Genomic DNA, 19929 nt, shown 5'->3' on the forward strand with positions numbered 1-19929 from the left:
TGGGGCCGCGGCCTTATTCCATGTCCTTCAGCCAGGCGGTGTCCTTGAACCACTTGTCGTGGATTCGATCGTAGGTGCCGTCGTGCTTGATCTGGTGCAGGAAGTTGTTGATGAAGTTCAGGCTGTCGTAGTCGCCCTTCTTCAGGCCGAAGGCCAGCGGTTCGAAGGTGAACGGCTCGTCGAGGAACAGCAGCTTGCCGGCGCCGGCCTTGTTCACTGCCACCACGTTGTACGGGGCGTCGTAGACGAACGCGTCGGCCTTGCCGTTGACCACGTCCATCACCGCTTCCTGCTCGTTGTCGTAGCCGTGGTACTTGGCCTTGCCGATCAGCTTCTTGGCGACCATTTCACCGGTGGTGCCGAGCTTGGAGGTCAGGCGGTACTTCTCGTTGTTCAGGTCCTTGTAGGTCTTGATCTCGCCGGCCAGCTCCTTGCGGATCAGCAGGGTCTGACCGACCACGATGAAGGGTTCGCTGAAGTTGAGCTTGAGGTTGCGCTCCTGGGTCAGGGTCATGCCGCTGCCGATCATGTCGAACTTGTCGGTCATCAGGGCCGGGATGATGCCGTCGTAGGCGGTGGAGACGGTTTCCAGCTTGACGCCCATGGACTTGGCCATGGCCTTGAGGATATCGACTTCGAAGCCGATGATCTCGCCACGCTTGTTGGTCATCTGGAATGGCATGTAGGTAGGGTCCATGCCTACGCGCAAGGTGCCGCGCTTGACCGCGTCATCGATGGCGCCGGCTGCCTGTGCAGCGTTCACCGTCATCAGTGCCGCGACGCCGATCATCAGCATCGACAGATACTTTTTCATCATCACCAGATCCCCCAGCAGGAAAACTTCGAGTTTTATTATCGGGGGGGATGCTAACGCATGGGGGGCGTTGTTGGTATCAGAAAAAGGAGTGAAACATCGCCGGCAAAGCCGGCTCCTACAACGGCACGGATGACCTGTAGGAGCCAGCGTTGCTGACGAAGGGGCCCGCAGATCAGGCCCCGGCGAGTGCTGCCTGCCCCTCGTGCTGCGGGTGCAGCGGCAACAGCGGCGAGTGCGGGTCGTTGGCAATCGACTCACGCCACACATCCAGCCAGGCGCGGTTGTCTTCGGCCCACACGCGGCTGTGCAGCCGTGCCAGGGCGACCGGGTCGCTGAGCAGCGCCAGGCGCGTGGCGCCATCCAGCGCGGCCGGGCCGACTTCCAGGGCCTTGGCGATGCGCTCGGCGCGGTTGCGCTCGACCACCTCCGCCACGCCATGGCGCGCGGTCGCCAGGGCACAGGCCAGGGCGTTCTGTTGCGGGTCGACCACGGCCCGCACAAAACCGTCCTTCAGCGCATGCCAGCGGTTTTCGTGGGTGTACTGGTCGGTGGCCAGCAGTTCCTGCGGCGTGGCGTATTCCTCAGGGATCAGGAACAGCTTCTCGTCCTTGGCGCGCAGGCCCAGGTTGGTGCGGCTGGAAATCACCGACACCGGGATCGACAGCATCAGCGAGCCCACGATCGGCACCAGCCACCACAGGAAGCTCGGGTTCAGCCACGCCACCAGCAGCGCCCAGGCCACGCCCAGCAGGGTCTGCGGGCCATGCCGGCGCACCGCTTCGCTCCACGGGGTGGAGTCGTCGTCACGCTGTGGCGAGTTCCAGGTCGCGGCCCAGCCCAGGAACGCGGCCAGCACGAAGCGGGTGTGGAAGATCATGCGTACCGGCGCCAGCAGCATGGAGAACAGCATCTCCAGCAGCATCGACAGGGTGACCTTGATGCGCCCGCCGAACTCCTTGGCACCCTTGGCCCAGATCAGGATGATGCTCAGCAGCTTGGGCAGGAACAGCAGCACGATGGTGGTGGAGAACAGCGCGATGGCTTTTTCCGGGTGCCACTGCGGCCACAGCGGGTAGAGCTGACGCGGTTCGAGGAAGTACTGCGGCTCCATCAGGGTGTTGGTCGCCAGCAGCGCGGTCGACAGCACCAGGAAGAAGAACCACAGCGGCGCCGACAGGTACGACATCACCCCGGTGAGGAACACCGCACGGTGCACCGGGTGCATGCCCTTGACCAGGAACAGGCGGAAGTTCATCAGGTTGCCGTGGCACCAGCGCCGATCGCGCTTGAGCTCGTCGAGCAGGTTGGGCGGCAACTCTTCATAGCTGCCCGGCAGGTCATAGGCGATCCACACGCCCCAGCCGGCACGGCGCATCAATGCGGCTTCGACGAAGTCGTGGGACAGGATCGCACCGGCGAAGGCGCCCTTGCCCGGCAACGGCGCCAGGGCGCAGTGCTCGATGAAGGGTTTCATGCGGATGATCGCGTTGTGGCCCCAGTAGTGCGATTCGCCCAGCTGCCAGAAGTGCAGGCCGGCGGTGAACAGCGGGCCGTACACCCGGGTGGCGAACTGCTGCATGCGCGCATACAGGGTATCCATGCCCGACGCCTTGGGCGCGGTCTGGATGATCCCGGCGTCGGGGTTGGCTTCCATCAGCCGCACCAGGCTGGTGAGGCATTCGCCGCTCATCACGCTGTCGGCGTCGAGTACCACCATGTAACGGTAGTCCGCGCCCCAGCGACGGCAGAAGTCGTCGAGGTTGCCGCTCTTGCGTTTGACCCGGCGACGACGGCGACGGTAGAAGATGCGCCCGAAGCCCTTGGCCTCACGGCATACGTCCAGCCAGGCCTGCTGTTCGGCCACGGCGATGTCGGTGTCGTTGGTGTCGCTGAGCACGAAGAAGTCGAAGCGGTCCAGGTTGCCCGTGGCCGCCACCGACTCGAAGGTCGCACGCAGGCCGGCGAACACCCGGGCCACGTCTTCGTTGCAGATCGGCATCACCAGTGCGGTTCGCGCCCCGGCCTCGATCGGTTCGTTGCCGGCGCTGCTGCCAGAGATCCGGTACTTGTCACGCCCGGTGAGCAGTTCCAGAAAGCCCATCAGCGCGGTCCAGAAACCGGCCGACACCCAGCAGAACAGAATGCCGAACAGGATCAGGATGCTGGTCTGCAGCGCATACGGCCACACCTGGGTGACGGTCTGCATGAACGACTGGTGCATGATTTCGTCGAGGTCGACGAACGACCAGCCCTGGTACGGCAGGATGCCCTTCATGTACCAGCCGGCGACCACGGTCTGGCCGAGCATCAACGCCAGCAGGATGTAGCGGCGCATCGAACCCACCCAGCGCCAGCGCGCCTTGGGCAGCTCGCGCTGTTCAGGCGCCGGCGCGTTGGTACGTCCGGTGACCCGGCGCCAGGCGCGCACCAGGATGTTGGTGCGCCATGGCTCGGGGATCACCCGGGTGCGGTGGATCGGCGGGGTGGCCTTCAGGCACACCCGGCCACTGGCGTCGAGGGCGAGCATCTCGGCCTCTTCCAGTTCCGCAGCGCTGTCCAGGGTCAGGCGGCTGCCCACCGAACCCTGTACCGAACCGTTTTCACCCACCGGCGGCTGCGCCGACAGGCGTCGGTGCAGCTCGCTGAACGAATTGCAGCTGGCCAGTTCGGCGCGCTGCTCGTCGCTCAGGGGCAGATGGGCCAGGTACTCGCCAAGCGATTCCGGCCTTTGTGAAGAGTTACTCATCGGCAGGCAACTGATAGCTCCAGGTCTCGGTCAACACCTGTTCGGTGGTGGCCGGTGTCCCGGTGGTGGTCGCCGCATCGGCGGCTGGCGGCTGGGCAGGTTTTTCCTGCTTGGCGTGCTTGGCAGCGGCCTTGTCCTGCTTGGCAGGCTTGGCCGGCTTGGGCTGTTCGACCGGCACGTCGCGCAGCAGCGCGGCGCGCATTTCGGTGGCCTTGCTCGGGTCTTTGACCTTCAGGCGCAGGGTCAGGCGCCAGCCCTTGATCTCGGGGTTGTAGCGCAGGTTGTTCTCGACCACTTCGGCGTTGTCGTCGGTGGTCACCTGGCTGCGCACGTTGGCATCTTCCGGCAGGGCGGCCAGCACCGGGCCCTCGAAGTCGACCAGGAAGGCGATGCTGCCATCGGGCTGGCGGATCAGGTTGGACTGCTTGACGTCACCGGTGGAGCGCAGGGTCTGCTTGACCCAGCCCAGGTTCGGCGAGTGGAACTCGGACTCGTCGATGGTCCAGTGCAGGCGGTAGTTGAATTCGGATGCCACACCGGGCTCAGGCAGTTTTTCCGGGCTCCAGAAGGCCACGATGTTGTCGTTGGTCTCGTCGGCGGTCGGGATCTCGACCAGGTCGACGGTGCCCTTGCCCCAGTCGCCGCTCGGCTCGATCCAGGCGCTCGGGCGCTTCTGGTAGTTGTCGTCGAGGTCTTCGAACTGGCTGAACTCGCGCTGGCGCTGCAGCAGGCCGAACCCACGCGGGTTCTCGACGCTGAAGTTGCTCACGGCCAGGTGCTTGGGGTTGTTGAGCGGGCGCCACAGCCATTCGCCGTTGGCCGCATGGATCGACAGGCCTTCGGAGTCGTGCAGCGCAGGGCGGTAGTTGGGCACCTTGGACGGCTGGTTGCCGCCGAACAGGAACATGCTGGTCAGCGGGGCGATGCCCAGGCGGCTGACGTGGTCACGCAGGTACACCCTGGACTTGACGTCGACGATGGTGTCGGTGCCCGGGCGCAGGGTCAGCTTGTAGGCGCCGGTGGAGCGCGGCGAATCGAGCAGCGCGTAGATCACCAGGTGCTTGTCGGTCGGCTTGGGCTTCTCGACCCAGAACTCGGTGAAGCGCGGGAACTCCTCGCCCGACGGCAGCGCGGTGTCGATGGCCAGGCCACGGGCCGACAGGCCATACACATGGCCCTTGCCGACCACGCGGAAATAGCTGGCGCCAAGCAGGGTCATGATTTCATCCTGCTTGTCGGCTTTGTTGATCGGGTACAGCACGCGAAAGCCGGCGTAGCCGAGCTTGTCGGTGGCCTTGGGGTCGAACTGCACGTCGCCGAAGTCGAAGCGGCTCGGGTCGTACTTGATCTCCTGCACCTTGTTGGCGGTGACTTCGTTGATGCGCACCGGCGTGTCGAAGTGCATGCCCTGGTGGTAGAACGACAGCTTGAACGGGGTCTTGTCCTGGGCCCACTCGGCCTTGTCCTGCAGGAAGCGGATCTTCTGGTAGTCGCCGTACTTCATGTCACGGAACACGGCCGGCAGGTTGCTCTTGGGTGCTTCGTACTTCTGCCCGGCCAGGTCTTTGGCCTTGGCTGCCACGTCGTCGAGGTTGAACGCCCAGAGCTGGCCCGCGCTGAGCAGGCAGACCAGTGCAGAGGCTGCCACGAAGGCCTTGCGCAGCCGATTGGCGGAAGTTCTTGGTGCATTACAGGGACTTACAATCACGAGCAACCCTCGCCGAAAACAGATCAAAGAACCAACGGCCAGCGACGTATGCCGGGTTGGCGAGCACTGTTCGGACTCCGAAAGGGCACAATGATTCCCCAAACGGTTCCGGACGATGCTCAAGTCAGAGTAAAACGGGCCTGCGAACGCAGGCCCACATTTCGCGCGATTATCCAGCAGGCCGCGTTACAACGCATCAGGGCCAAGCAACTATTTATGCTGAAAAGCCGCTGTTTTCATGCAAGCAGCGGCCTTTTCACCTTCATATTTGTAGCATAAATGTCACAGGGCCATCATTGACCAGGTGAACCTGCATGTCCGCACCGAAACGCCCGCTCGCCACCGTGGGGTGCTTGAGCCTCGCCTGGGCCAGCAGGTAATCGAACAGTTCGGCACCGAGTGCCGGTGGCGCGGCGGTGGAAAAGCTCGGACGCAGGCCGCTCTGGGTGTCGGCAGCCAGGGTGAACTGCGATACCAGCAGCAGGCCGCCGTCGATGTCCTTGAGCGACAGGTTCATCTTGCCCTGGGGGTCGCTGAACACCCGGTAGTTGAGCAGCTTGTGCAGCAGTTTGTCGGCGTGGGCCGGGGTGTCGCCGGGCTCGACGGCGACCAGCACCAGCAGGCCCTGGTCGATGGACCCGACGATCTCGCCGTCGACCTCTACCCGCGCGCCACGCGCGCGTTGCAGCAGGCCCTTCACGCTTCTTCCAGCGGCAGGTCGAGCAGGCGCCGGGCCATCTGGTCGGCGGCGCGCACCAATGCATCGGTGATGCCGGGCTCGGAGGCGGCGTGGCCGGCGTCGCGAATCACTTTCAGCTCGCTGTTGGGCCAGGCCTGGTGCAGCGCCCAGGCGTTGTCCAGCGGGCAGATCACGTCATAGCGACCGTGCACGATCACCGCCGGCAGGTGGGCGATACGCGGCATGTCGCGGATCAGCTGGTCGGGCTCCAGGAACGCGTTGTTCATGAAGTAGTGGCATTCGATGCGGGCAATCGACAGGGCGCGTTGCGGCTCGGAGAAGCGGTCGACCACCAGCGGGTTGGGACGCAGCGTCGCAGTGCGGCCCTCCCAGGTGGACCAGGCCTTGGCCGCGTGCATCTGGGCGATCTGGTCGTTGCCGGTAAGGCGCTTGTGGAAGGCCTTGACCAGGTCGTCGCGCTCGTCGGCGGGGATCGGCGCGATGTAATCCTGCCAGTAGTCGGGGAACAGTCGGCTGGCACCCGCCTGGTAGAACCATTCGATTTCCTGCGGGCGGCACAGGAAGATGCCGCGCAGGATCAGCCCGTGCACTCGCTCGGGGTGGGTCTGGGCGTAGGCCAGGGCCAGGGTCGAGCCCCAGGAACCGCCGAACAGCACCCATTTTTCGATGTTCAGGTGCTCGCGGATACGCTCGATGTCTTCGATCAGGGCCTGGGTGGTGTTGTTCTCCAGGCTCGCGTGCGGGGTGGAGCGACCGCAGCCGCGCTGGTCGAAGGTGACGATGCGGTACAGGTTGGGGTCGAAATAGCAGCGGCTTTGCGCATCGCAGCCGGCGCCCGGGCCGCCATGAATGAACAGCACGGGCAGACCTTCCGGGGAACCGCTTTCATCGACGTACAGTACATGCGGTGCTTCCACGGCCAGATCGTGCCGGGCGTAGGGTTTGATCTGCGGGTACAAGGTCTGCATTACGCACTCCGTGTGGGGAAATAGGCTGCCGTTGGGCATCATAAACCCGAAATGCGCTTTGAGCATGTACCAGTGTTCGGCTTTCGGGCCCCTTGGCCGGCAAGGCCGGCTCCTACCGGTTCGCAACCGTCTGCAGGAGCCGGCCTTGCCGGCGAAGGCAGCGCCGCGGTCCTATGCCGGGTAACGCTCGCGCCCCCACCCCAGCATCGCCACCAGCATCTGCTCCAGCACCCGCTGGGTCGGCTGCGCCAGATCGTCGCGGTAGGTGAACGGCGCCACCTCCTCCATGTAGTTGCACTGCGCCAGTTCCATCTGCACCGCATGCACGTTGTTGGCCGGGGCGCCATAGTGACGGGTGATGTGCCCGCCCTTGAAGCGCCCGTTGAGCACATGGCTGTAGCCCTGCGCGCCGGCCGCCACCGCCCTGACCCGCTCGGCCAGCGCCGCGTCGCAGCTCGCGCCATTGAAGGTGCCGATGTTGAAGTCCGGCAACGTGCCGTCGAACAGGTGAGGGATCACCGAGCGGATCGAGTGTGCATCCCATAGCAACGCATAGCCGAACTGCTCGCGCAGGCGCGCCAGCTCGCCGGTGAGGGTGTCGTGATACGGCCGCCAGATGGCCTCCAGGTAGCCCGCCCGCTCAGCCGCACTCGGCTCCAGCCCCGCCTTGAACAGCGGCTGCCCTTCGAACAGCGTGGCCGGAAACAGCCCGGTGGTGGCGCCGGCATACAGCGGCTGGTCATCCTCGGGCCGGTTCAGGTCGATGACGAAGCGCGAATACTCGCCCACCACCACGCTGGCGCCCAGCTCACGGGCAAAGGCGTACAGGCGCGGAATGTGCCAGTCGGTGTCCGGCAGGCCCCTGGCCTCGTCCACCAGCCCGGCCTCGACCGCCGGGGTCAGCCTGAGCCCGGCATGGGGAATGCTGACCAGCAGCGGCAGCGTACCCTGGTGAAAACTCACGACCTTGTCCATGCAGCCTCCCCTTTATCGGTCAGTTCAACGCCGTGGCGCACCACCCGCTTGTGCAGGTCGCCGCCCAGCCAGTAGGCCAGGTCTGCCGGCCGTTCGATGTCCCAGGCCACGAAGTCGGCCACCTTGCCGACCTCCAGCGAGCCATGACTGTCGCCCAGCCCCAACGCCGTGGCGGCATGCACGGTGACACCGGCCAGGGCTTCTTCGGGGGTCATGCGAAACAGGGTGCAGGCCATGTTCAGCATCAGGCGCAGCGACAAGGCCGGCGAGGTGCCGGGGTTGAGGTCGCTGGCAATCGCGATCTTCACGCCGTGCCTGCGCAGCGCGTCCATCGGCGGCAGCTGGGTTTCGCGCAAGAAGTAGAACGCCCCCGGCAGCAGCACCGCCACCGTACCGGCCTGGGCCATGGCGATGGCATCGGCCTCGTCCATGAACTCCAGGTGATCGGCCGACAGTGCCTGGTAGCGCGCCGCCAGGCTCGAACCGTGCAGCGACGACAGCTGCTCGGCATGCAGCTTGACCGGCAGACCCAGCTCGCGGGCCTTGAGAAACACCCGCTCGACCTGCGCCGGCGAAAACGCCAGGTATTCGCAGAACGCATCCACCGCGTCCACCAGCCCTTCGCCAGCCAGCGCCGGAAGCATCTGCTCGCAGATGTGAGTGATGTAGTCGTCGGCGCGCTCGGCGTACTCGGGCGGCAAGGCATGCGCCGCCAGGCAGGTGCTGCGCACGGTCAGCGGCAGCGTTTCGCCGAGCCGGCGCGCCACCTTGAGCATCTTGCGCTCGTTGTCCAGGTCCAGGCCGTAGCCGGACTTGATCTCCAGGGTGGTCACACCATCGCGCATCAGGGCCTGCACCCGGCGCAGGGCGCTGGCATACAGCTCGTCTTCGCTGGCGGCGCGGGTGGCGCGCACGGTGCTGGCGATGCCACCCCCCTGGGCGGCGATCTCGGCGTAGCTCACGCCTTGCAGGCGCTGTTCGAACTCGCCGCTGCGGTTGCCGCCGAACACCGCGTGGGTGTGGCAGTCGATCAGCCCGGGGGTGACCCAGGCGCCGCCCAGGTCGACCGTGCTGTCAGGCACAGGGCCTGCCAGCGCCTGGCGCGGGCCGATCCATTCGATGCGCCCGGCGCAGGTGACAATGGCCGCGTCCTCGATGATCGAGTAGGCGCCGTGCGCCATGCTTGCCACATGGCAGTGCTGCCAGAGGGTTTTCATGCACAGTCTCCGTAACTATTGAGGCGTCGACACCGGCTGCGTGACCGTGCCACGCGGCTTGCACCACAGCCAGTAGGCGGCCACCAGGAACACCACCCACACCACGCCGACGATCAACGCCGCCTGGGTGTCGGGGAAGTAGCCCAGCACGCCGAACACGAACAGCATGAAGGCGATGGCTGCGGCCGGCCCATACGGCCAGAACGGTACCGGGAACTTCAGTTGCGCGACCTCTTCGCGGCTCATGCTGCGGCGCATGGCCACCTGGGTCACCAGGATCATCAGCCACACCCATACCGTAGCAAAGGTGGCAATGGAGGCGATCAGCAGGAACACGTTTTCCGGAATCAGGTAGTTGAGCACCACGCCACCGAGCAGCGCAGCGCCCATCACCAGCACGGTCATCCACGGCACGCCGTGGCGCGAGATCTTCGAGAAGCCCTTGGGCGCGTGGCCCTGCTCGGCCAGGCCATACATCATGCGCCCGGCACCGAAGATATCGCTGTTGATGGCCGACACCGCCGCCGAGATCACCACGATGTTGAGCACCGTGGCCGCCGAACCGATCCCCAGGTTGCTGAAGATCTGCACGAACGGGCTGCCCTGGCTGCCGATCTGCGGCCAGGGGTACAGGCACATCAGCACGAACAGGGTGAGCACATAGAACAGCAGGATGCGCAGCGGCACGGCGTTGATCGCCTTGGGGATCACGCGCTGCGGGTCCTTGGCTTCACCGGCGGTGATACCGATGATCTCGATGCCGCCGAAGGCGAACATCACCACCGCGAACGAGGCGATCAGGCCACCGACACCGTTGGGCATGAAACCGCCGTGATCGAACAGGTTGCCGATGCCCACCGTGTTGCCCGCCTCGGCATTGGCCAGGCCGAAGGCCATGATGCCGAAACCGGCCAGGATCATCGCCACGATCGCGCCGACCTTGAGCAGCGACAGCCAGAACTCCATCTCGCCGAACACCTTGACGTTGCACAGGTTGAGCCCGCCGATCAGGAACACGATGCCCAGCACCCACACCCAGCGCGCCACCTCGGGAAACCAGAAGCCCATGTAGATGCCGAAGGCCGTGACGTCGGCCAGGCACACGATGATCATTTCAAAGGCGTAGGTCCAGCCCAGCACGAAGCCGGCCATGGGCCCCAGGTAGGTGCTGGCGTATTTGCCGAACGAGCCGGACACCGGGTTGTGCACGGCCATTTCACCCAGTGCACGCATCACCATGAACACTGCCGCGCCGCCGATCAGGTAGGCCAGCAACACCGCCGGGCCGGCCATCTGGATGGCCGCGGCCGAACCGTAGAACAGCCCGGTGCCGATGGCCGAGCCCAGTGCCATGAATCGAATGTGCCGGGCCGTAAGCCCGCGCTTGAGACCTTGTGCTTGAGATTGCATTTCGCGTTCCTGTTTTTTTTGTAGGCGAAAAGCAGCGCGAACCCGCCAGGGTTCGCGCGGCAGACGGCTGGCCTGCACGGCCAGCCGGTGGCGTCAGAGGCTGGGCAGCACCTTGGCCGGCAGCAGGCCGGTCAGCGTGCCCGCGGCCAGCAGGGCGATGGCCGCCTCGATGTCGGGGGCGAAGAAACGGTCCTTGTCGTAGTGCGCGACCTGGCCGCGCAGGGCCTGGCGCGCCTGCTCCAGCTTGGGCGAGGTCTTGAGGCCGGTGCGCAGGTCCAGGCCCTGGCAGGCGGCCAGCCATTCCACGGCCAGCACACCGCGGGTGTTCTCGGCCATTTCCCACAGGCGCTTGCCGGCGGCCGGGGCCATCGACACGTGGTCTTCCTGGTTGGCCGAGGTGGGAATGCTGTCGACGCTGTGCGGGTGCGCCAGCGCCTTGTTCTCGCTGGCCAGCGCGGCGGCGGTGACCTGGGCGATCATGAAGCCGGAGTTGACCCCGCCATTGGCCACCAGGAACGGCGGCAACTGCGACATGTGCTTGTCCATCATCAGCGAGATGCGCCGCTCGCTCAGCGAACCGATTTCGGCGATGGCCAGGGCCATGTTGTCGGCGGCCATGGCCACCGGCTCGGCGTGGAAGTTGCCACCGGAGATCACGTCACCCTCCTTGGCGAATACCAGCGGGTTGTCGGACACCGCGTTGGCCTCCACCACCAGTACCTCGGCGGCCTGGCGCAACTGGGTCAGGCAGGCGCCCATCACCTGTGGCTGGCAACGCAGGGAGTACGGGTCCTGCACCTTGCCGCAGTTCTGGTGCGAGGCCGACACTTCGCTGCCGTCGCCCAGCAGGTCGCGGTAGCAGACGGCCGAGTCGATCTGGCCACGCTGGCCGCGGGCCTGATGAATGCGGTCATCGAAGGGCGAGCGCGAGCCCAGCACCGCTTCGACGGTGAGGCTGCCGCAGGCGACGGCGGCAGCGAACAGGTCTTCGCCTTCGAACAGCCCGCGCAGCGCATAGGCAGTGGACGCCTGGGTGCCGTTGAGCAGGGCCAGGCCCTCCTTGGCAGCCAGGGTCAGCGGTTCGAGGCCGGCCACCGCCAGCGCTTCGGTGGCCGACAGCCATTGGCCCTTGTGGCGGGCCTTGCCTTCGCCCAGCAGCACCAGCGACATGTGCGCCAGCGGTGCGAGGTCGCCGGAGGCGCCCACCGAGCCCTTGAGCGGAATGTGCGGGTAGACCTCGGCGTTGATCAGGGCGATCAGCGCGTCGATCACCTTGCGCCGGATGCCGGAAAAACCACGGCTCAGGCTGTTGACCTTGAGCACCATGATCAGGCGCACCAGGGCGTCGTCCAGCGGCGCGCCGACGCCGGCGGCGTGGGACAGCACCAGCGAGCGCTGCAGGTTCTCCAGGTCGTGGCTGGCGATGCGGGTCGAGGCCAGCAGGCCGAAACCGGTATTGATGCCGTAGGCGGTGCGGTCCTCGGCAAGGATCTGCTCGACGCAGGCCACGCTGTCTTCGATCTGCTGGTCGGCGCTGGCGTCCAGTTGCAGGGTCAGCGGTTGCTGGTAGATCGCACGCAGCTGAGCCAAGGTCAGGGTGCCAGGCTTCAGGGTCAGTTGGGTCACGTTATTGCTCCGTCTCGAAAGGCGTTCACGCCCGTCATGAATTCAGTATCGACCAGGGCGCCGCTCAGCGCGTGATCATCGGCAGGTTCAGGCCCTGCTCTTTCGCACAGTCGATGGCGATCTGATAACCGGCATCGGCATGGCGCATCACGCCGGTGGCCGGGTCGTTGTGCAGGACGCGGGCAATACGCTCGGCGGCTTCGTCGGTGCCGTCGCACACGATGACCATGCCCGAGTGCTGCGAGAAGCCCATGCCCACCCCGCCGCCGTGGTGCAGCGAGACCCAGGTCGCGCCGCTGGCGGTGTTGAGCAGGGCATTGAGCAGAGGCCAGTCGGACACGGCGTCGGAGCCGTCCTGCATGGCTTCGGTTTCACGGTTGGGGCTGGAGACGGAGCCGGAGTCCAGGTGGTCGCGGCCGATCACGATCGGTGCCGACAGCTCGCCGCTGCGCACCATTTCGTTGAACGCCAGGCCCAGCTTGGCGCGCAGGCCCAGGCCGACCCAGCAGATACGTGCCGGCAGGCCCTGGAAGCTGATGCGCTCGCGGGCCATGTCCAGCCAGTTGTGCAGGTGCGCGTCGTCGGGGATCAGTTCCTTGACCTTGGCGTCGGTCTTGTAGATGTCCTGGGCGTCGCCCGACAGCGCGGCCCAGCGGAACGGGCCCACGCCGCGGCAGAACAGCGGGCGGATATAGGCAGGTACGAAGCCGGGGAAGTCGAAGGCGTTGGTCACACCCTCTTCCTTGGCCATCTGACGAATGTTGTTGCCGTAGTCGAAGGTCGGGATGCCCTGCTTCTGGAAGTCGAGCATGGCCTGCACGTGCACGGCCATCGACTGCCTGGCAGCCTTGACCACCGCCGCCGGTTCGGTCTGCGCGCGGTCGCGGTACTGCTCCCAGGTCCAGCCGGCCGGCAGGTAGCCATTGAGCGGGTCGTGGGCGCTGGTCTGGTCGGTGACCATGTCGGGGCGCACGCCGCGCTTGACCAGCTCGGGCAGGATTTCGGCGGCATTGCCCAGCAGGGCGATGGAGATGGCCTTGCCTTCGCCCGTGTATCTGGCGATGCGCGCCAGGGCGTCGTCCAGGTCGGTGGCCTGTTCATCCACGTAGCGGCTGCTCAGGCGGAAGTCGATGCGGCTCTGCTGGCATTCGATGTTCAGCGAGCAGGCGCCGGCCAGGGTCGCGGCCAGTGGCTGCGCGCCGCCCATGCCGCCCAGGCCCGCGGTGAGCACCCACTTGCCCTTGAGGCTGCCGTTGTAGTGCTGGCGGCCGGCTTCGACGAAGGTTTCGTAGGTGCCCTGCACGATGCCCTGGCTGCCGATGTAGATCCAGCTGCCGGCGGTCATCTGGCCGTACATGGCCAGGCCCTTGGCATCGAGTTCGTTGAAATGTTCCCAGTTGGCCCAGTGCGGCACCAGGTTGGAGTTGGCGATCAGTACGCGCGGGGCGTTGCTGTGGGTCTTGAACACGCCGACCGGCTTGCCGGATTGCACCAGCAGGGTCTCGTCGTCATTCAGGTGGGTGAGGCTCTCGACGATCTTGTCGTAGCACTCCCAGTTGCGCGCGGCGCGGCCGATGCCGCCGTACACCACCAGCTCCTTGGGGTTCTCGGCAACTTGCGGGTCGAGGTTGTTCATCAGCATGCGCAGCGGCGCTTCGGTCAGCCAGCTCTTGGCGGTGAGCTGGGTGCCGCGCGGGGCGCGAATTTCGACGTCACGGAATTTATTGTGCTTGTTCGTCACGTAAGGGCTCCTCGAGCGAAAGGCGAATTCGGGATGGCACTGCCATGGATGCAATACAAACATATATTTACTTGTATGTACAAGTACAGGCAACCAAAAAACAGTGTCGTCCGCTTCGCCGGCAAGGCCGGCTCCCACACGCAAAAAAAGAATGGAACCTGCAGGAGCCAGCCTTGCTGGCGAAGCCCTTAACGTTCGGTCAGCTCGATCAGGCAGATCTGCCCACTGACCTCGAATTCCAGCAACCCGTGATTGCCGTCCAGCCGCAGGCAGTCATAGCGACCCAGCCACTGCTCGGCATGCCCTGCGACCTTGACCCGCACCCGCTCGTGCGCCGCGAACACCAGCAGCGTCTGGGCCGAGCTGTACACCCGGCTGTCACCCGACAGCCACTGCAACCGCGCGGCAAACCGCTGCGGCGCGTAGATCAGGTTGAAGTCGCGAATCGGTCCGCCCAGCAGGTTGCAGCTCACTGCACTTTCGCCGCTGAAGGCAAAGGCATCGAACGCCAGCAGCTCGCGGCTGGCCTGGCCATCCACCATCAGGCGCATGCCATCGCCCTGCAGCACGCTGATCACGCGCTGATACCCGGCAAAGCTGGAGAACCCGCCCGACTCGGCGATGTCGGCAATCGACAGGCGCCAGCCAAAGCCCTCCAGGCCGGCCCCGCCATCGCGGGTGATCTCTTCGGTACTGCCGCCGCCGTTCTTCCACGGCATGCGCGGGTAGTCGGCGGCACGTAACAGGGTCAACGAACTCATTTGCTGAAGCGTCCTTCCAGGCGGTGACGGGAACCGGGGTGAATCAGGCGCGCCGCCGTGACCGGCTGGCGACCCGACCAGGTGCGCCGGCGGATCAGCAGGCACGGCTCGCCCGGCTCGATCTGCAGCAGGCGGCATTCCTCGGGTTCGGCCAGGATCGCTTCGACCACGTGCTCGCCTTCGGTCAGCGGCGCCACCTGGGACAGGTAGGCGTAGGGGGTCTGGCGGGTGAAGTCCTGCTTGAGGTAGTCCGGGGCGACCTGGGCGTTGACGAAGCGGTCCTCGATCTGCACCGGGATGCCGTTTTCGTAGTGCACGATCAGCGAATGGAACACCCGCTGCCCTTCGCGCATGTCCAGCGCCAGCGCCCGCTCCGAGCCTGCCGCCTCTTCGGTCAGGGTGATCACCTTGCAGCTGTGCTGGTGGCCGCGCGCGGCGATCTCGTCGGCGATGTTGTTGACCTCGAACAGCGCCGAGCGACTCTTGGGCTCGGCGACGAAGGTGCCGACGCCCTGCATGCGCACCAGCAGGCCTTCGGCGGTCAGCTCGCGCAAGGCGCGGTTGATGGTCATGCGGCTGAAGCCCAGCTCGGTGACCAGTTCGCTCTCGGACGGTACGCGGTGATGCGGCGGCCAGCTGCCGTTCTGGATCTGCTGGGCGATCATCTGCTTGACCCGCGCATACAGCGGCGCCGGGCCCTCGCCCATGTGGGCAACCAACGCGGAGACAGGAGGTGTCGACACGGCAAAAATCCTTGGTGATGAGTATGACCGGTAGAGTGCCGCAGTTTACCGGGCAGGCAAACGTCTGTATATGTATATACAAATAACCAGAAAAGGGTGGCGTACCGATGTCCGTGTTCTTTGCCGAACGTGCTTTGTTGCCTACAGGCTGGGCAGAAAACGTGCGAATCGAGACAGGCCCCGACGGCCTGTTGAATAGCGTACAGCCAGGCGCCTCGGCCGATGGCGCCGAGCGCCTGGCCGGGCCGTTGCTGCCGGGCATGCCGAACCTGCACTCGCACGCCTTCCAGCGCGCCATGGCCGGCCTGGCGGAAGTGGCCGGCAACCCCAACGACAGCTTCTGGACCTGGCGCGAGCTGATGTACCGACTGGTGGGCCGGATCAGCCCCGAGCAACTGGGCATCATCGCGCGCCAGCTGTACATCGAGATGCTCAAGGCCGGCTACACCTCGGTGGCCGAATTCCATTACGTGCACCATGACGCCCAGGGCAAGGCCTATGCCGACCCGGCCGAACTGTCGCTGCGCATCAGCCAGGCCGCCGCCGACACCGGCATCGGCCTGACCTTGCTGCCGGTGCTGTACAGCCACTCGGGTTTCGGCGGGCAGGCGCCCAATGACGGGCAACGTCGCTTCATCAACGGCACCGAGCAGTACCTGCACCTGCACACGCAACTGGCGCCGCTGCTCGCCCAGCAACCGGCGCAGCGCCTGGGGCTGTGCTTTCACTCCCTGCGCGCGGTCCCCCCGCAGCAGATCGCCCAGGTCATGGCTGCCGGCGACAAGGCCTGCCCGGTGCATATCCACATTGCCGAACAGCAGAAGGAAGTCGACGACTGCCTGGCCTGGAGTGGCCGCCGGCCGTTGCAGTGGCTGTATGAAAACGTCGATGTCGACCAGCGCTGGTGCCTGGTGCACGCCACCCACGCCGAGCCCGACGAAGTCAGCGCCATGGCGCGCAGCAAGGCGGTGGCCGGCCTGTGCCTGACCACCGAGGCCAACCTGGGCGACGGCATCTTCCCTGCCGTCGACTACCTGGCCCAGGGCGGGCGCATGGGCATCGGCTCGGACAGCCATGTGTCGCTGAGCGTGGTGGAGGAATTGCGCTGGCTCGAATATGGCCAGCGCCTGCGCGACCAGCGGCGCAACCGGTTGCATGGGGCCGATCAGCCGATGGTGGGGCGCACCCTGTTCGATGCGGCCCTGGCCGGCGGTGCGCAGGCGCTGGGGCAGCCGGTTGGCGAACTGGCGGTGGGCAGGCGGGCCGACTGGATCGTGCTGGATGGGGCCGATCCGTATATCGCCACGGCGAGCGGGGACGGGGTTCTCAATCGCTGGCTGTTTGCCGGCGGCGACCGGCAGGTGCGCGATGTGATGGTGAATGGCAAGTGGGTGGTCAAGCAGGGGCGGCATGCGGGTGAAGAACAGAGTGCGCGGGCGTTTGCCGGGGTGCTGCGCAACTTGCTGGGCTGAGCCAGAACCACGCCGCGAAGAGGCCCTCACTGACTGTGCGCGATGTCCCTGTCCGAAACCCGCCAGATCAGCCGCGTGGTGTCATACCCCTGCTGACGCGCCCGCGCCAGCAGGCTCTCGCGCTCCAGCGCCGGAATCGTCGGCGTGCGCGACAGTATCCACAGGTACTTGCGGTCCGGGTTACCCACCAGTGCCGTCTGGTAGTCCTTGTCCACGTACAGCACCCAGTAATCGCCCTTCGTCACCCCCGGCAGCAACCGCGAGAACCAGTTGTCGAACTCCACCCACAGCTTGTCGGTCTTGCCCTGCACCTGTGGCGTCGCCGTACCACTGGCCTCCTCCCACTCGCCCTCGAGCGTGATGCAGCGGTTGAGCACGCCCACCGTGCCGTCCGGCTTGAGGTTGTAATGCGCTTCGCTCTGCGCGCAATTGCGCTGGAAGAACATCGGCAACCGCGCCAGCTCGAACCACTTGCCCTGGTAACGCTTGAGGTCGACGCTGTCGACGGTCTTGGGCGGCAACGGCCCGTCGTCGCGCGAATGCGCACAACCGGTCAGCAGCAGGCCGGCGCACAGGCTCAACAGCAGGGGCAGGCGTTTCATTTGAGACCCTGCCCCGAGTACATCAGCACCTTGTCGGCGGCGTACTGCACGCTGATGAAGGCTTTCTGGTCGCCCCAGGTACAACTGGTCATGCCCAGCGCGCCGGAACACTCGGTGGGGCTGCCCAGCAGTCGCTCGACCTCGGCCTTGGGCATGCCGGCCTGGAGCTTGGAATAGTTTTCCTGGTTGATCTTGCTGCATGCGGCCAGCAACACGCACAACGACAACAAGGCGAGGGAACGCAACGACATGGGGTCACTCCTGAACATGAGGGTGCAAGCACGGGGCCTGACTCGAGCTTAGAAGCAAAAACCCCTATCCGGTTCCCGGCAACCCCAATTACCTGCACGGTTATCGTTGCCATTTGTCGACTAGTCGCACATCCGCCTCATTTTTTGCCCGGCGCGGACGACACAGGAGGGCGCTGCGACGTTTCGCCGCGCCCTCCCCGTTGACCGCCTTGTGCAGACAGACCTCGCAATGACCAAAAACCTGAAGTTCAGCCACAAGATCCTGCTGGCCGCCGCCCTTGTGGTCGCGGTGGCGTTTACCTGTTTCATCCTGTTCAACGATTACCGCCAGCGCCAGTCGCTGCGCAGCAACACCGAGGCCACGATGCAGGAGCTCGGCAGCCTTACCACCAGCAACATCCAGACCTGGCTGCAGAGCCGCATCCAGCTGCAGCATTCGTTTGCCCAGCAGGTGGCCGTGGATGGCCCCGGCAAGCCGAGCCTGGACCGGCTGATGGCGTTGCCGGTGTATGCCAGCAACTTCACCCTGACCTACTTCGGCGGCCAGGACGGCAGCATGCAATCGGTGCCCACGGGCAACCGCGCCGCCGACTACGACCCGCGGGTACGCGGCTGGTACAAGGGCGCCAGCGAGGCCGGGCGCAGCATCGTTACCGAACCCTACGTCTCGGCCTCCTCGGGCAAGCTGGTGATCACCATTGCCACCCCGGTGCAGCAGGCTGGCCGCCTGATCGGTGTCAGCGGTGCCGACACCGACCTGGACACCATCAGCAGCATCATCAACTCGCTGAACTTCGACGGCCACGGCCTGGCGTTCATCGTCAATGCCGAGGGCAAGATCCTGATCCACCCGGACAGCTCGCTGACCCTCAAGCGCCTGGCCGATGCCTACCCGCAGGGCACGCCGCAGCCGGGTAGCGGCCTCAAGGAAGTCGAGCAGGACGGGCGCCGGCAGTTCATCAGCTTCACCCGCGTCAACGGCGTGCCTTCGGCCGACTGGTACGTGGCGATGGTGGTCGACCAGGACTACGCCTTTGCCATGCTCGGCGAGTTTCGTACCTCGGCCATCGTGGCCACGGCCATCGCCGTGCTGATCATCATCGCCTTGCTCGGCGTGCTGATCCGCGTCCTGATGGAGCCGCTGCATGTGATGGGCCGCGCCATGCACGATATCGCCGAAGGCGAAGGCGACCTGACCCGGCGCCTGCGCATTCATGCCCATGACGAGTTCGGCGCGCTGGGCTCCTCGTTCAACCGCTTCGTGGAACGTATCCACAACTCGATCAGCGAAGTGTCCTCGGCCACCGGTCGGGTCAATGAAGTGGCCCTGCGCGTGGTCAGCGCCTCGAACGCGTCGATCCACAATGCCGACCAGCAGTCGGGCCGCACCAGCAGCGTGGCGGCGGCGATCAACCAGCTGGGCGCCGCCGCCCATGAGATTGCCCACAACGCCGCCCTTGCCTCACAGCACTCCAGCGAAGCACGCAACCTGGCCGAGGACGGCCAGCAGGTGGTCGACCAGACCATTGCGGTGATGAACCAGCTGTCGAGCAAGATCAGCGACGCCAGCACCCATATCGAGACGCTCAACGCCAACACGGTGAACATCGGCCAGATTCTCGAGGTGATCAGCGGCATTTCCCAGCAGACCAACCTGCTGGCACTGAACGCGGCCATCGAGGCGGCACGTGCCGGCGAGGCCGGTCGCGGGTTTGCGGTGGTGGCCGACGAGGTGCGCAACCTGGCCCACCGTACCCAGGACTCGGCGCAACAGGTGCAGAAGATCATCGAGCAGTTGCAGGCCGGCGCACAGGTGGCGGTGGGCACCATGACCGAGAGTCAGCGCCAGAGCGAGCACAGCGTGGGCATTGCCAACCAGGCCGGCGAGCGCCTGGGCAGCGTGACCGTGCGCATTGGCGAAATCGACGGGATGAACCAGTCGGTGGCCACCGCCACCGAAGAGCAGACGGCCGTGGTGGAATCGATCAATGTCGACATCACCGAGATCAATACGCTGAATCAGGAAGGGGTGGAGAATTTGCAGGCGACGCTGCGGGCCTGCAATGACCTGCAGAGCCAGGTGGACAGGTTGAAGCAGCTGGTGGGCAGCTTCAGGATCTAGGGTGAAACAATCGCGGGTCAAGCCCGCTCCCACAAGGACAGCGATAGTCCTAGTGGGAGCGGGCTTGACC

16 protein-coding genes are annotated in these 19929 nt (G+C 65.5%); 2 read left to right on the forward strand and 14 right to left on the reverse strand.

The window, feature by feature from the left end; translation table 11 throughout:
• Positions 1-13: 13 nt before the first annotated feature.
• The 12 genes from QMX96_RS19855 to hutC all read right to left on the reverse strand — a co-directional run bounded on the left by QMX96_RS19855 (position 14) and on the right by hutC (position 15376).
• Positions 14-814, reverse strand: coding sequence for a transporter substrate-binding domain-containing protein (locus QMX96_RS19855; RefSeq protein WP_043862230.1), 801 nt, complete (start codon positions 812-814; stop codon positions 14-16).
• 175 nt (positions 815-989) lie between these two features.
• A complete protein-coding gene (mdoH, locus tag QMX96_RS19860) occupies positions 990-3563 on the reverse strand; it encodes a glucans biosynthesis glucosyltransferase MdoH (RefSeq protein ID WP_043862171.1) in 2574 nt (857 codons plus the stop codon).
• Positions 3556-5271, reverse strand: a complete 1716-nt coding sequence (locus QMX96_RS19865; RefSeq protein WP_078479895.1) for a glucan biosynthesis protein G — start codon at positions 5269-5271, stop codon at positions 3556-3558. The genes mdoH and QMX96_RS19865 overlap by 8 nt, the downstream gene beginning before the upstream one ends.
• Before the next feature lie 262 nt (positions 5272-5533).
• On the reverse strand, positions 5534-5971 hold the full coding sequence (dtd, locus tag QMX96_RS19870) for a D-aminoacyl-tRNA deacylase (RefSeq protein ID WP_088514678.1): 438 nt from the start codon (positions 5969-5971) through the stop codon (positions 5534-5536).
• Positions 5968-6939, reverse strand: coding sequence for a prolyl aminopeptidase (gene pip / locus QMX96_RS19875; RefSeq protein WP_058541644.1), 972 nt, complete (start codon positions 6937-6939; stop codon positions 5968-5970). Before pip ends, dtd begins: the two co-directional genes overlap by 4 nt.
• Before the next feature lie 171 nt (positions 6940-7110).
• Complete coding sequence (hutG, locus tag QMX96_RS19880) at positions 7111-7914, reverse strand: N-formylglutamate deformylase (RefSeq protein ID WP_054915776.1); 804 nt, start codon at positions 7912-7914, stop codon at positions 7111-7113.
• Entirely contained in the window at positions 7899-9131 is a 1233-nt protein-coding gene (hutI, locus tag QMX96_RS19885; protein ID WP_058541645.1) for an imidazolonepropionase, read from the reverse strand. Before hutI ends, hutG begins: the two co-directional genes overlap by 16 nt.
• 15 nt (positions 9132-9146) lie before the next feature.
• Complete coding sequence (locus QMX96_RS19890; RefSeq protein WP_123753321.1) at positions 9147-10541, reverse strand: amino acid permease; 1395 nt, start codon at positions 10539-10541, stop codon at positions 9147-9149.
• Between the two features lie 93 nt (positions 10542-10634).
• Complete coding sequence (gene hutH / locus QMX96_RS19895) at positions 10635-12167, reverse strand: histidine ammonia-lyase (protein WP_282362272.1); 1533 nt, start codon at positions 12165-12167, stop codon at positions 10635-10637.
• Positions 12168-12231: 64 nt separating this feature from the next.
• On the reverse strand, positions 12232-13908 hold the full coding sequence (hutU, locus tag QMX96_RS19900; protein ID WP_043862179.1) for a urocanate hydratase: 1677 nt from the start codon (positions 13906-13908) through the stop codon (positions 12232-12234).
• A gap of 188 nt (positions 13909-14096) precedes the next feature.
• Positions 14097-14669: a HutD family protein gene (locus tag QMX96_RS19905; RefSeq protein WP_278929396.1), complete on the reverse strand. Its 573-nt coding sequence runs from the start codon at positions 14667-14669 to the stop codon at positions 14097-14099.
• Positions 14666-15376, reverse strand: a complete 711-nt coding sequence (hutC, locus tag QMX96_RS19910) for a histidine utilization repressor (protein ID WP_162484873.1) — start codon at positions 15374-15376, stop codon at positions 14666-14668. The genes QMX96_RS19905 and hutC overlap by 4 nt, the downstream gene beginning before the upstream one ends.
• Before the next feature lie 143 nt (positions 15377-15519).
• On the opposite strand from hutC, the gene QMX96_RS19915 reads away from it, so the two are divergent.
• The gene (locus tag QMX96_RS19915) at positions 15520-16884 is read left to right on the forward strand and encodes a formimidoylglutamate deiminase (protein ID WP_282362273.1); all 1365 of its coding nucleotides are present in this window, start codon (positions 15520-15522) and stop codon (positions 16882-16884) included.
• Between the two features lie 26 nt (positions 16885-16910).
• Here the strand turns inward: QMX96_RS19915 and QMX96_RS19920 are convergent, their stop codons facing one another.
• Positions 16911-17486, reverse strand: a complete 576-nt coding sequence (locus QMX96_RS19920; RefSeq protein WP_043862183.1) for a lipocalin family protein — start codon at positions 17484-17486, stop codon at positions 16911-16913.
• A complete protein-coding gene (gene bamE, locus QMX96_RS19925) occupies positions 17483-17737 on the reverse strand; it encodes an outer membrane protein assembly factor BamE (RefSeq protein ID WP_043862184.1) in 255 nt (84 codons plus the stop codon). The genes QMX96_RS19920 and bamE overlap by 4 nt, the downstream gene beginning before the upstream one ends.
• 229 nt (positions 17738-17966) lie before the next feature.
• On the opposite strand from bamE, the gene QMX96_RS19930 reads away from it, so the two are divergent.
• The gene (locus QMX96_RS19930; RefSeq protein WP_043862185.1) at positions 17967-19859 is read left to right on the forward strand and encodes a methyl-accepting chemotaxis protein; all 1893 of its coding nucleotides are present in this window, start codon (positions 17967-17969) and stop codon (positions 19857-19859) included.
• Positions 19860-19929: the final 70 nt, after the last annotated feature.

This window comes from Pseudomonas sp. PS01300 (genome assembly GCF_029960155.1).
In the GTDB taxonomy this organism is placed as follows: domain Bacteria; phylum Pseudomonadota; class Gammaproteobacteria; order Pseudomonadales; family Pseudomonadaceae; genus Aquipseudomonas; species Aquipseudomonas palmensis.